The sequence below is a fragment of the Kribbella sp. NPDC051770 genome, from assembly GCF_040681455.1.
In the GTDB taxonomy this organism is placed as follows: Bacteria; Actinomycetota; Actinomycetes; order Propionibacteriales; family Kribbellaceae; genus Kribbella.
Genome location: NZ_JBFAYT010000001.1, coordinates 1316422 through 1329032 on the forward strand (window position 1 = coordinate 1316422; position 12611 = coordinate 1329032).

The 12611-nt window shown below is 70.5% G+C and carries 14 protein-coding genes; 9 read left to right on the top strand and 5 right to left on the bottom strand.

The features are described 5' to 3' along the window. Window positions 1-27: 27 nt before the first annotated feature. From AB0M01_RS06305 to AB0M01_RS06315, 3 genes are all read left to right on the top strand, one after another. Window positions 28-1305, top strand: a complete 1278-nt coding sequence (locus AB0M01_RS06305; RefSeq protein ID WP_363666035.1) for a VWA domain-containing protein — start codon at window positions 28-30, stop codon at window positions 1303-1305. Continuing rightward, on the top strand, window positions 1302-2030 hold the full coding sequence (locus AB0M01_RS06310; protein ID WP_363666037.1) for an FHA domain-containing protein: 729 nt from the start codon (window positions 1302-1304) through the stop codon (window positions 2028-2030). Before AB0M01_RS06305 ends, AB0M01_RS06310 begins: the two co-directional genes overlap by 4 nt. Window positions 2031-2151: 121 nt before the next feature. After that, window positions 2152-3366 carry an epoxide hydrolase gene (locus AB0M01_RS06315; RefSeq protein ID WP_363666039.1) on the top strand — a complete coding sequence of 405 codons (1215 nt, stop codon included), beginning with the start codon at window positions 2152-2154 and terminating at the stop codon, window positions 3364-3366. Between the two features lie 3 nt (window positions 3367-3369). Here the strand turns inward: AB0M01_RS06315 and AB0M01_RS06320 are convergent, their stop codons facing one another. Together AB0M01_RS06320 and AB0M01_RS06325 are read right to left on the bottom strand one after the other, a co-directional pair. Further along, window positions 3370-3810: a hypothetical protein gene (locus AB0M01_RS06320; protein WP_363666040.1), complete on the bottom strand. Its 441-nt coding sequence runs from the start codon at window positions 3808-3810 to the stop codon at window positions 3370-3372. Between the two features lie 118 nt (window positions 3811-3928). Next, entirely contained in the window at window positions 3929-4861 is a 933-nt protein-coding gene (locus AB0M01_RS06325; protein WP_363666042.1) for a GNAT family N-acetyltransferase, read from the bottom strand. 212 nt (window positions 4862-5073) lie between these two features. On the opposite strand from AB0M01_RS06325, the gene AB0M01_RS06330 reads away from it, so the two are divergent. The 3 genes from AB0M01_RS06330 to AB0M01_RS06340 all read left to right on the top strand — a co-directional run bounded on the left by AB0M01_RS06330 (window position 5074) and on the right by AB0M01_RS06340 (window position 7086). Beyond that, on the top strand, window positions 5074-5493 hold the full coding sequence (locus AB0M01_RS06330) for a ribonuclease domain-containing protein (protein WP_363666044.1): 420 nt from the start codon (window positions 5074-5076) through the stop codon (window positions 5491-5493). Between the two features lie 32 nt (window positions 5494-5525). Next, window positions 5526-6059, top strand: coding sequence for a DinB family protein (locus AB0M01_RS06335; protein ID WP_363666046.1), 534 nt, complete (start codon window positions 5526-5528; stop codon window positions 6057-6059). Between the two features lie 163 nt (window positions 6060-6222). After that, window positions 6223-7086 (top strand): glycoside hydrolase family 6 protein, encoded by an 864-nt coding sequence (locus tag AB0M01_RS06340; RefSeq protein ID WP_363666048.1) that lies wholly within the window; start codon window positions 6223-6225, stop codon window positions 7084-7086. A 74-nt stretch (window positions 7087-7160) separates the two neighbouring features. On the opposite strand, the gene groL is transcribed toward AB0M01_RS06340, so the two are convergent. Both groL and AB0M01_RS06350 read right to left on the bottom strand, forming a co-directional pair. Then, entirely contained in the window at window positions 7161-8786 is a 1626-nt protein-coding gene (gene groL, locus AB0M01_RS06345; protein WP_363666050.1) for a chaperonin GroEL, read from the bottom strand. A gap of 239 nt (window positions 8787-9025) precedes the next feature. After that, window positions 9026-9451, bottom strand: coding sequence for a Rid family hydrolase (locus AB0M01_RS06350; RefSeq protein WP_363666052.1), 426 nt, complete (start codon window positions 9449-9451; stop codon window positions 9026-9028). 140 nt (window positions 9452-9591) lie between these two features. Here AB0M01_RS06350 and AB0M01_RS06355 point away from each other — a divergent pair, with 140 nt between their 5' ends. Then, window positions 9592-10548 carry a helix-turn-helix domain-containing protein gene (locus tag AB0M01_RS06355; RefSeq protein ID WP_363666054.1) on the top strand — a complete coding sequence of 319 codons (957 nt, stop codon included), beginning with the start codon at window positions 9592-9594 and terminating at the stop codon, window positions 10546-10548. Here the strand turns inward: AB0M01_RS06355 and AB0M01_RS06360 are convergent. Further along, the gene (locus AB0M01_RS06360; protein WP_363666056.1) at window positions 10490-10825 is read right to left on the bottom strand and encodes an MmcQ/YjbR family DNA-binding protein; all 336 of its coding nucleotides are present in this window, start codon (window positions 10823-10825) and stop codon (window positions 10490-10492) included. The genes AB0M01_RS06355 and AB0M01_RS06360 overlap by 59 nt on opposite strands. Before the next feature lie 139 nt (window positions 10826-10964). On the opposite strand from AB0M01_RS06360, the gene AB0M01_RS06365 reads away from it, so the two are divergent. Both AB0M01_RS06365 and AB0M01_RS06370 read left to right on the top strand, forming a co-directional pair. After that, window positions 10965-11300, top strand: a complete 336-nt coding sequence (locus AB0M01_RS06365) for a PspC domain-containing protein (protein WP_363666058.1) — start codon at window positions 10965-10967, stop codon at window positions 11298-11300. Window positions 11301-11371: 71 nt separating this feature from the next. After that, a complete protein-coding gene (locus AB0M01_RS06370) occupies window positions 11372-12607 on the top strand; it encodes a hypothetical protein (protein ID WP_363666060.1) in 1236 nt (411 codons plus the stop codon). Window positions 12608-12611 lie beyond the last annotated feature (4 nt).

A 12611-nucleotide genomic window follows, 5' to 3' on the forward strand; every position in this document is an offset into this window, starting at 1 on the left:
CCGCCGGACCGAAAGGAACCCCACGAGATGGCCGAGTTCTCCGCCACCGTCTACCAGAACGAGTTCCTGCCCGACGGCGGTACCGACGTGCACGCGATCGTCACCGTCGACTGCGCCGGCGCGGGCGTCGCGGGCCAGACCGGGTCCGGCGACGCCGGCGAGATCATCATCGTCGACACGTCCGGCTCGATGGGCGCCGAGGGCGTCCGGGCCGCCGCGTACGCCGCGCAGACCGCGATCGACCAGATCCTCGACGGGGTCTGGTTCGCGGTGATCTCCGGCAACGACCGGGCTCAGCTGGCCTTCCCGCCGTCGGCCGAGCCGGTGATGGTCCGGATGGACGCCTACACCCGGCAGGCCGCCAAGGAGGCCGTGTCGCGCTTCTACGCCGACGGCGGGACCGCGATGGGAACCTGGCTGCGGCTGGCCTCGCGGGTCTTCGCGACCGTCCCGTCGCTGTCGCAGAAGCACGCGATCCTGCTCACCGACGGCGAGAACCAGCACGAGTCGCCGGAGGTGCTGACCGCGACGATCGAGGCGGTCACCGGCCAGTTCCAGTGCGACTGCCGCGGTGTCGGTGTGGCCTGGCAGGTCGACGAGGTGCGCCGGATCGCCACCGCGCTGCTCGGCACGGTCGACATCATCCCGGCGCCGGAGCAGCTGGCGGCCGAGTTCCAGAAGCTGATCCAGCAGGCGATGAGCAAGGGCGTCGCCGCGGCGGACCTGCGGGTCTGGGCGCCGCAGGGCGCGCAGGTGCTGTTCGTCCGCCAGGTCGCCCCGACCGTGGACGACCTGACCGCACGGCGTACCGAGGTGAACGCGCTGACCGGGTCCTACCCGACCGGCTCCTGGGGCGACGAGTCCCGCGACTACCACGTCGCCGTACGGCTTGCTGCGAAGGGAATCGGGCAGGAGCAGCTCGCTGCCCGGGTCCAGCTGGCTGTCGGCGACCAGGTGCTCGCGCAGGGCCTGGTGAAGGCGCTGTGGTCGGCCGACGAGGCCCTGACCACCCGGATCAGCCCGGAGGTCGCCCACTACACCGGGCAGACCGAGCTGGCCGACGCGATCCAGGAGGGCCTGGCGGCCAAGGCCGCCGGTGACACCGCGACCGCGACCACCAAGCTCGGCCGGGCCGTGCAGCTGGCTGCCCAGACCGGCAACGAGGAGGCCACCTCGCGGCTGCGCAAGGTGGTCGACATCGACGACCAGGACACCGGCACCGTGCGGCTCAAGCGCACGGTCGAGAAGGTCGACGAGATGGCTCTCGACACGGCCTCCACCAAGACGACCCGGGTGAAGAAGTGAGCGGGACCACGTGCCCGAGCGGGCACCCGTCGACCTCCACCGACTACTGCGACGTCTGCGGGCTGCCGATCGGAGCTGCTGCCACACCGGCGGCTGCCGCCGTACCGGCTCCTGCAGTGGCGGCGCCTGCTCCGGCAGCGCCGACTACGCAGGCCTGCCCGAACTGCAACGAGTCCGCTGCTGTGGACGCGCTGTTCTGCGAGTCCTGCGGGTACGACTTCACCACCGGCACGATGCCCCGGGCCGCCTCACCACTGGACCTCGGACCGAGTACGGCGCCGCCGCCGGTGCCGCCTGCTCCGCAGGAGGTCGCCGAGTGGGTCGTGGAGCGCTGGGTCGACCCCGACTGGTACGCCGTGCAGCAGAGCGACGACCCGTGCCCCTCGCCGGGCCTACCGGTCATTGTACCGCTGACCGAGAAGAGCGTGCTGGTCGGGCGCCCGTCGCGCAGCCGTGGGATCAGCCCGGAGGTGGACTGCGGCGACGACACCGGTGTGAGCCGCCGGCAGGCGCAGCTGACCACCGACGGGCAGCGCTGGTGGGTGGAGGACCTGCAGTCGTCCAACGGCACGTTCGTCGGCCCGGCGTCGGGGCCGCTGCCCGAGGACCCGGTTCCGCCGGGGCAGCGGCGTGAGCTGAACGCTGACGACCGGATCTATGTGGGTGCGTGGACGCGGCTGGTCGTGCGCAAGGCGACCCCGGAGGAGCAGGCCGGGCAGGCGTAGCAGCTCGCCGGCCTTCGCGTTCGGGCCAGGCGGAGCGTTTGCGCCTGGCGTCAAGGGTTTGCCGACGTCGTCCGCGGTGGGATGGGATCCGAGCACCACCCACCACGGAAGGACGTTGCCGATGACGACCAGCAGCGCGGTCCAGGCCTTCGCCATCGACATCCCGCAGGCTGACCTCGACGACCTCCGGGCGCGGCTGCGGAACACCCGCTGGCCGGCCACGGCCCCCGACGGCTGGAGCCGGGGCGTGCCGAGCGGCTACCTGCGCGACCTGGCGGCGTACTGGGCGGACGGGTACGACTGGCGCGCCGCAGAGGCGCGGCTGAACGAGGTCCCGCAGTACGTGACCGAGATCGACGGGCAGCGGGTGCACTTCCTGCACCAGCCGTCGCCGGAGCCGGACGCACTGCCGTTGCTGCTGACGCACGGCTGGCCGGGGTCGCCGGTGGAGTTCGCGCGGGTGGTCGGTCCGCTCAGCAACCCACGGGCGCACGGCGGTGACCCGGCGGACGCGTTCCACGTCGTCGTACCGTCGCTGCCGGGGTACGGGTTCTCCAACCCGCTCGGGCCGGCTGGGTTCAACCTGTTCGCGGTGGCTGGGATGTGGTCGCAGCTGATGAGCCGGCTCGGGTACGAGCGGTTTGCTGCGCATGGTGGGGACGCAGGTGCTGGGGTGAGCGGGATGCTGCCGTTCACTGCGCCGGGGCGGGTGGCTGGGGTGCACCTGGCGGCGGTGAGTGCGTCAGAGCCGTTCGGTGGGCCGTTGGATGTCGAGGCGTTCAGCGGAGTGGATCGGGAGCGGGCCGAGCGGTTCAACAACTACCTGCGAGACGGGCTGGGGTATCTGACGTTGCAGTCGACGCGGCCGCAGACGATCGGGTACGCGCTGAACGACTCACCGGCCGGGCAGCTGGCGTGGATCGTGGAGAAGTTCGCCGAGTGGACGGATCCTTCGGCGGCGCTGCCCGAGGACGCTGTGGACAAGGACCAGCTGCTGACGAACGTGAGCCTGTACTGGTTCACCGGCTCGGGTGCTACCTCTGCCCACGCGTTGTACGACGGGATGGCCGCCTGGCGTGCGTTCGCGGAGCAGCCGGCGCCCGCGGAGGACAGCTGGAGCGGTGGCGCGGACGACGGTGGCTGGGCAGGCGCTTCTGTCGCTCCCCCGACCGGAGTCGCCGTGTTCGGCGCGGAGACGGCGATCCGCAGCCTGGTCGACCCGGACGGCAAGATCGAGCACTGGAACGAGTACGAGCGCGGCGGTCACTTCGCCGCGATGGAGGTCCCCGAGCTGCTCACCGACGACCTGCGCGCGTTCTTCCGCCCGCTGCGCTGAGCGTCAGACCCGAGTCCACGCGACGGCCGGGCGGAAGCAGAGCCACTCGATCAGGGCGGTGCCGAGCACGATCGGTACCGCCCAGGTCCACGGGTGGTCCGCCGCGCTGACGACCAGGATCGCTGTCCACAAAGCGATCCAGCCGCCGCCGTACCCGCGCAGGACGCCGCGGTACCAGAGCCCGCCCGGCGCCTCCGCCGAGCGCTGACCGAGGTACACGAACAGGTACGACGCGAGCGAGATGGGCCAGAACACCCACAGCCCGGCCCAGTCGTACGGCACCATCACCAGCGCGGACAGGCAGACCAGGGCGACCGCCCAGTGGTAGATCTCCCCGACCCAGTTCAGCCCCTTGCGCCGCAGCGTCAGCGCGATCGCGAACGGCCCCAGCAGGACCGCGAGCGCCCCCGACGCGACGTGCAGGATCAGCGCGATGTCGCGCATCGTCCACCCTCACCCCGCCCGACGAAGACCCGAAGGTCTCTGACATGTCAGGGAGCATAGGGCGCACCCGGCCGGCCGTCTGCCCCTCGGAACAACTTTTCCGAGGGGCAGTCGATGGCTAGGCGATCGGGTGGCTGGCGACCATCCGGACCGCGTGGTTGCGGTAGCCCTGCCGCTCGAAGCTCGCGGCCATCGGGCGGTTGGTCAGATCCGTGTCGGCGCGGATCCGCTCAGCGCCCGTCTCGGCGAGGATGTGCGTCCCCTCCGCGAGCAGGTCGTCGCTGTAGCCGTGCCCGCGCTGCTCGGGCACCACCCCGACGTACCCGATCACCGGCCCGCCGTTGTTGGCCGACGGCAGGATGAAGCCGACCAGCGCGCCGGCCTCGTCGTACGCGAGCCTCCACCAGTCCCGCTCGCCCGGCATCTCCTGGTAGATCTCCAGATCCTCCTTCGCCGACGCCTCGGCCCCGCCACGCGCAACCGCCCGCGCAGTGGAGGCATCCAGGCTCCCCTCGATGACCCGAACGAACGCGTCCAGGAACGCGTCGTCGTCAGCCGGCTCGAACCGCAGCCGCGTCGACCGGCTCGGCAGCCCGTACGACGACAGCCACTCGTAGCGGAGCCGCTCAGTCACCGCTGACAGCCCAGCAAGCGCAGCAGCCGCCAGCCGCGGCTCCAACGCGGCAACAACCTCAGGCTGTTCGCACCACCCGTTCGGCACGAACAGGTGGTACTCCGGCTCTTCAGCCCCCGCCGGGATCGAGTCGAGCCCGGCGCGGATCAGCTCGGCCCACACGGCCACCGGGTCGCCGTCGCCGGCGTAGTACAGGCCGTCGATGCTGAACGGGTGCTCGAACTGCGGCATCCCCCACCAGACGGCCAGCGCGATGATCCGGCCGTCCTGCTCGACGACCCAGGTCCAGGCGTCGCGGTAGTAGCCGACGCCGACGTACTCGTCGTAGCGCTCACGGGTGACGGTGTTGATCGACTGGTCGGCGATCAGGGTGTGGATGGTGTCGAGATCGGACTCGACGATGGTGCGGATGGTCACGGTACCTCCGGAAAGAGGCGCGGGCTCCGCTCAGTGCGAGCTGGACGAGCGGACCGGGCGCGCCGTGGAACACGGTTGAGTGGTCATCGGTCGCTCCTTTCGCTCGAGTCGTTCTCGCAGCCAGAACAGTAGGGCCCGGCCGGGGTCATAGTCCACCGGTTAACCACAGCTGGGATGTCCCGCGCGGGGTTGGAGCGGGAAGCCTCCAGCCCATGCGAACTCCCGTCGTCACGAAGACCGTCAGCGCCGTCGTCGCCGTGCTCGCCTCAGTCCTGCTGGGCTTCAGCACCGCCACCGCGGCACCCGCCCCGACCACCCTGTACGCCGTACCGCAGCTCGCCGCGATCCCGGACTGCGAGCTGAGCTCGTTGCCGGCCGAGGCGTCGGAGACGCTCGACCTGATCCACTCCGGCGGGCCGTTCCCGTACGACCAGGACGGCACCGTCTTCCAGAACCGGGAGGGCATCCTGCCCGACGAGTCGACCGGCTACTACCACGAGTACACCGTCGAGACGCCCGGCTCCCCCGACCGCGGCGCGCGCCGGCTGATCGGCGGCGGCGAGACCACCGACCCGGCGTTCGTCTACTACACCGCCGACCATTACGCGTCCTTCTGCCTGGTCAGCTCCTGAGGCCTGTCGGGGCCTCCTGAGAGAATCACCCGGTGACGATCACGGGTGTGTTGCGCGGGCAGTTCGAGCTGACCTGGTCGCTGTTCGAGTACCACCTGGACCGGCTGGTCCCGGAGGACCTGCTCTGGGAGCCGGCCGGGCTGAACTGGACCGTCCGGCCGGACGCGACCGGCGTCTGGCGGCCGGACTGGGCCGACCAGGAGCTCGACCCGATCCCGGTGCCGACGATCGGCTGGCTGACCTGGCACATCGGCTGGTGGTGGACGACCGCGCTGGCGCACGCCCGGCAGACCGTCCCGCCGCACCGCACCGACGTACCGTGGCCGGGCACGCTGCTCGGGACCAGGGACTGGATGCACCACCTGCGCGACGAGTGGTCCGCCGTACTGGAGGACTCCTCGCGGCTCGAGCTTCCGGTGGCCTTTCCCTGGCCACCGGAAGCGGGCCGGTCGGTGGCCGACCTGTACGGGTGGGTGAACGCCGAGCTGATGAAGAACGCCGCGGAGATCGGGCAGCTGCGGCTGCTGCGGGCCGTTGAGTTGCCTACTGGGACAACGGCTTCCTGATCGATCTACTGTCGCCGTGACCGCCCCTCACGGAAGGACTCCGATGTCCCGCCTGCGTACTGTCGTCCCCACGCTACTCCTCGGCGCTGTCCTGGCCACCTCCGGATCGGTTGCCTTAGGCAACCCATTGCCGGACCGGGCCGCGGGAGGTGACCCGGTGGGGATGACGAGTGGTTTCTACGTCGACCCGGGGTCCAACCCGGCGGCCTGGGTGCGGGCCAACCCGTCGCACCCCGACGCCGCCGCGATCCGGACCCGGATCGCCGAGCAGGCCGGCGGGCGGTGGTTCGGGAACTGGTCGGGTGACATCCGGGCCGCGGTGTCGTCGTACACGACGGCCGCCGACGCGGTCGACAAACTGCCGATCCTGGTCGCGTACAACATCCCGGGCCGCGACTGCGGCAGTCACTCCGGCGGCGGCGCGGGGTCGCCGGCCGCGTATCGGACCTGGATCAGCGCGTTCGCCGCGGGGATCGGCAACCGCCCGGCGGTCGTGGTGATCGAGCCGGACGCGCTGGCGCAGCTCGACTGTGTCCCGGCGGCCGAGAAGAAGACCCGGACCGACCTGCTCAAGTACGCCGTGAACGAGCTGGCCGCGAAGGCCCCGAACACCTGGGCCTACATGGACGGCGGCAACGCGACCTGGATCGACGCCGCCGAGATGGCGCGCCGGCTGAAGCTGGTCGAGGTCGGCAAGATCCGCGGCTTCGCGCTGAACACGTCGAACTACTACACCAACGACCAGTCGGTGGCGAAGGGCAACGCGATCCGTGGCGCGCTCGGCGGTACCGCCCAGTTCGTCATCGACTCCAGCCGCAACGGCAACGGCTCGAACGGCGAGTGGTGCAACCCGGCCGGCCGGCGCCTCGGCGAGACCTCGCGCAACGGCAACCACCTGTCCGCGACGCTCGACCTGCTGGTCTGGCTCAAGGTCCCCGGCGACTCCGACGGCGACTGCGGCACCGGCCGCGGAATCCCGGCCGGCACCTTCTCCCCGGTCCTGGCCAAGAACCTGATCACCGGCTGAGCACAGCAAAGCGGTCCCGGGCTGGGACCCGGGACCGCTTCGTCGTGCTGAGTACTACTGGGAACCTCTGGGGATCAGAAGTCCATGCCGCCCATGTCGGGCGCGCCACCCGGAGCGGCCGCGGCCTTCTCCGGCTTGTCGGCGATGACCGCCTCGGTGGTGAGGAACAGGGCCGCGATCGAGGCCGCGTTCTGCAGCGCCGACCGGGTGACCTTGGCCGGGTCGATGATCCCGGTCTTGATCAGGTCGACGTACTCACCGGTCGCGGCGTTCAGGCCGTGACCCGGCTCGAGGTTGCGGACCTTCTCCGCCACGACGCCGCCCTCGAGGCCGGCGTTCAGCGCGATCTGCTTCAGCGGAGCCTCGACGGCCGAGCGCACGATCGCCGCTCCGGTCGCCTCGTCGCCCTCGAGCTCCAGCTTCTCGAACGCGATCACCGACGCCTGCAGCAGCGCGACGCCACCTCCGGCGACGATGCCCTCCTCGACGGCCGCCTTCGCGTTGCGCACGGCGTCCTCGATGCGGTGCTTGCGCTCCTTCAGCTCGACCTCGGTGGCCGCGCCGACCTTGATCACCGCGACGCCGCCGGCCAGCTTGGCCAGCCGCTCCTGCAGCTTCTCGCGGTCGTAGTCGGAGTCCGACTTCTCGATCTCGGCGCGGATCTGGTTGACCCGGCCCTGGATCGAGTCGGCGTCGCCGACGCCCTCGACGATGGTGGTCTCGTCCTTGGTGACGACGACCTTGCGGGCCTGGCCGAGCAGCTCCAGGTCCACGGTGTCGAGCTTGAGGCCGACCTCCTCGGAGATGACCTGACCACCGGTGAGGATGGCGATGTCACCGAGCATGGCCTTGCGGCGGTCACCGAAGCCCGGCGCCTTGACGGCGACGGTCTTGAAGGTGCCCTTGATCTTGTTCACGACCAGGGTCGCCAGCGCCTCACCCTCGAGGTCCTCGGCGATGATCGCCAGCGGCTTGCCGGTCTGCATGACCTTCTCGAGCACCGGGACGAGGTCCTTGATGCTGGAGATCTTGCTGTTCACCACGAGGATGTACGGGTCGTCGAGGACCGCTTCCATCCGCTCGGTGTCGGTCACGAAGTACGGCGAGATGTAGCCCTTGTCGAAGCGCATGCCCTCGGTGAGCTCGAGCTCGAGGCCGAAGGTGTTGCTCTCCTCGACGGTGATGACACCTTCCTTGCCGACCTTGTCCATCGCCTCGGCGATGATCTGGCCGACCTGGGTGTCCGCGGCGGAGATCGAGGCGGTGGCCGCGATCTGCTCGCGGGTCTCGACCGGCTTGGCCAGCGCGAGCAGCTGCTCGCTGACGGCCTCGGTCGCCTTCTCGATGCCCTTCTTCAGGCCCATCGGGTTGGCGCCGGCGGCGACGTTGCGCAGACCCTCGCGCACGAGCGCCTGGGCCAGCACGGTCGCGGTGGTGGTGCCGTCACCCGCGACGTCGTCGGTCTTCTTGGCAACTTCCTTGACGAGCTCGGCCCCGATCTTCTCGTACGGGTCCTCGAGCTCGATCTCCTTGGCGATGGAGACACCGTCGTTGGTGATCGTGGGGGCGCCCCACTTCTTCTCCAGGACGACGTTGCGGCCCTTCGGGCCAAGCGTCACCTTGACGGCGTCGGCGAGGGTGTTCATTCCCCGCTCGAGGCCGCGGCGCGCCTCTTCGTTGAAAGAAATCAGCTTGGGCATTCTCCGCGAGTCCTCCCGCGTCGAGTTTCTGGTGGTTCAGCCGGCCCGATGCCCGCGACGGACGGTACCGGTGTCGTCGCGGTCACGTCCCGCCTGACTCCGGCACCTCATCGAGGCCGTCTTCTAACAGCTCCCCGCGGGCACGAGCGTTATCACTCTCGCCCACTGAGTGCTAACCAAGTATTAGCACTCGCCCCAAGCGAGTGCAAGCCAGCCCTCGACGCGGTGGACCCCGCGGGCTAGACCCTGGCGACGAACTTGACCTCGATCAGCTGTTGCGGGAGGGCCAGCCGGGTGACGCCGAGGATGGTGCTGGCGACCTGCGGGTCGCCCCGCCGGTACGCCGCCTTGCGGACCTCCCCGGCGACGCTCATCGCGGTGTCGACGTCGAGCACGTAGACGACCTCCTCCACCACGTCGTCCAGGGTCGCGCCGAAGCGCTTCAGCAGCTCCTCGGCGTTCACGTAGGTACGGCGCCACTGGTCGGCGGTCGCCGAGAAGTCGGTCACCACCCCGTCCGCACCGACCGGCGCGGGCGCGACGAACTCGGCGCCGTCGTGCGACAGCTGGCCGGACAGGTAGATCGTGTCCCCGCGCCGGACCGCCTGGACGTAGCCGTAGTCGTGCTCCCACGGGACCCCGAAACTCTCCGTCTGTACCGCCATCAGCACTCCCTGTTAGGTTGAACAAGATTCAACCAACTTAGGAAGTCGCGCCGCGGGCCACCAGCGGCGGCGGTGCCAAAGACGGCATCGTTCGTGCCACCGTTCGCGCGTCCGTTGTGCCACCCGGTCGAGGAGGTCCCGTGCTGAGCGTCGCGATCCTGGTCGTGCCCCGCGTGATCGACCTCGACGTCACCATCCCGGGGTACCTGCTCGGCAAGCAGGGCGGGTACGACGTGCTGCTCTGCGGCGAGACCGACGTCCCCGGCTCCGCACTCCGCCCGGCGCACCCGCTGGCCGCCGCCGCGACCGCGGACATCGTCGTCGTCCCCGGGTACGACGACCCGGAGGTCCCGCTCCCGGCGGAGTACCTCGACCTGATCCGCTCCACCGCCGACCGCGACGCCCGCCTGGTCGGCATCTGCACCGGCACCTTCGCGCTGGCCGCGAGCGGCGTGCTCGACCGGCGCGACGCGACCACCCACTGGCAGTACGTCGACGCGCTGCGCGCGCTGCACCCGACGGTGAACGTCCAGGGCGACCAACTGTTCGTCGAGGACGGCCGCGTGCTGACCTCCGCAGGCGGTGGCGCGGCGATCGACGCCTGCCTGCACCTGATCCGGTCCGACTTCGGCGCCGCGGCGGCACACGCGGCCGGGCAGGGCGTGGTCGCGGCGCCGGTCCGCACCGGCGACCAGCGCCAGCAAGTCGACGGTCAGATGCCGCCGCGGTCCGACCTCGCGCCGACGCGCGCCTGGATGCTGGAGAACCTCGGCGAACCGATGACCGTCCAGCAACTGGCCGACCGCAGCCACCTGCCCCGGCGTACGTTCCTCCGGCACTTCGCGGCCGAGACCGGGCAGTCGCCGATGCGGTGGGTCACGGTGCAGCGCGTGCTCAGCGCAAGGCGGTTGCTGGAGGCAACGGACCTGCCGGTCGAGCGGATCGCCGCGGTCGCTGGTTTCGGTAGCGCCGCGAACTTCCGGACGGTGTTCCGGCGAGAGGTCGGCACGACGCCGAGCGGCTACCGGCGGTCGGCGCTCACTCCTCCCACTGGGCGATCAGGTACTTCGGAGCGTTCAGCCGCCACGCCTCGGTGACCAGCTCCTCGATCTCCTCGGGGTCGGCGTGCTCCAGGTCGATCTCCAGCCAGCCGAAGCGGCCGGACTCCCACCAGGAGGAGTAGACCTCGGGGTTCTCCGCGATCATCGCTTGCTGCTCCTCGCGGAGCGCTTTCACGAACAGCTTCGCGTCGTCCTCGGACAGGTACGCGAAACCCTTCTTGCGCACCTTGAAGGCCGGCTGGCCCGCCCAGCCCTCGTGTTCCTCCGCGCCGGGCAACCGCAGCACCAGCTTCTGCACCGCTTCCGCGTCCATCTGTTCAAGCTAGCCGCGACCACCGACAAAGTCCGGAAGTCGTCAGGGGTGCGCGACCAGGGATGCCGGGGTCGGGTCAGGGGTGGGTCGGTACCGATCCCGATGTGCGGGCAGGCTCCTGAGCGGCACAGTTGTGGACATGACGAACAACACCGCACCCTTCCAGAACCTGTCCGGCAAGACCCTCCGCCGCTCGCGCGACCAGCGGATGCTGTCCGGTGTCTCCGGCGGTATCGCGGAGTACCTGAACATCGACGCGACGCTGGTCCGGCTGGGCATCGTCGGGCTGACCCTGCTCACCGGTGGTACCGCGCTGATCGGCTACGTGATCGCCTGGGTCGTGATGCCCGAGGCCGACGGCAAGGCCGTCTGGCAGAGCGCCCACCAGAGCATGCAGAACAACCACCAGCCGCAGACCACGCCGGAGGGCGACATCGCCGCCCGCATCTACGACGACAAGCCGCCGGCCGCGTGACCTCGCTGCCACGGCAGCAGTGACCACGCCCCGAGTGGGCAACGGCCCCGTCCAGGGACCACACTGCTGCCGTGCAGACCGAGTCGGGACTGTCGCACTGCCCGCGGTGCGACCACGAGCTACCGGCCGACCCGCGCTACGTGACGTGGTGCGACCGGTGCGACTGGAACGTCGACCCGCACCCGGAGCACCACAAGGTCGCCGCCTGGCAGCAGCGACAACAACTCTCCGTCTACCGCGAGTGGGAACGCGGTGCCGTCAACCGCCCGGGCTCACCACTGGCCCGGGCTTCGGCGTACCTGGTGACGCTCCCGGTACTGCTGATCCCCTGCGCCGGTCTGCTCGGCGCCGTCGCTCTACTGCTCTTCTACCGGCCGCTCTGGTTCAGCGCACTGCTGGCGGTGGTCGCGCTGGTCATCGGCGCAGCATTCCGCCCACGCCCCCAGGAGCTCCCCTCGGACGCCCGGCCCGTCTCCCGCGCTGAGGCCCCCGGCCTGTACGCCGTACTCGACGCAGTCGGCCCGGTCTCCGGCGTCTACGTGCACAGCGGGCCGACCGTGAACGCCGCACGGATCACCTGGCGCTTCCGCCGGGTGCTGGTCATCGGTACGTCGTACTGGAGTGCGCTGGAGCCGCAGGAGCGGGTCGCAGTGATCGCGCTCAGCCTGGCCAGGTCGGGCCGGCTGGCCTCGGCCATCGCTGCTGCTCGCCGCGTACTCACTGGTCTCATCGACTCGTTCCGGCCCGGTCCCCTCGACGAGGCCCGGCACGACGAGGCCCAGCGGGTCCTGCCGAGTCCTGCAGATGGTGTGGTCTCGGCGCAGGACGACGTGATCGTCAACTACTACCTCACCAAGTTGGCCAACCTCCTCTTCGGCCCGCTCCTCCGCCTCTACCTGGCGGCCTTCCAGCGCGTCACCCTCCGCTTCACCCAGTACGACGCGTACGCCGCCGACAGCCACGCCGCCCAGCTCGCCGGGACCACGGCGACGGCCGCCGCGCTCGAGAAGGCTCTCCTGTCCGACACAGCCTTCCGGGCTCTCGAACGGGCGCTCCGCTACAACCGCGACGTGGACCCGACCACCGCGGCCTGTCGGGCCGTCGCCGAGGTCCCCCGCCGTGAGCTGGAACGCCGGGTCCGCCTCACCCGCCTGTGCTGCTCGCCGGACCACCCGCCGACGTACCTGCGACTGCGGCTCCTGCAGCACTCCCCCGCTCAGCCGCAGGTCACCCACAGCACCGACCTGAACCAGGAGCTGGCGCACGCCACCACCGAGGCCCTGGCAGCCTTCCGCCGCGAACTCTGACTGC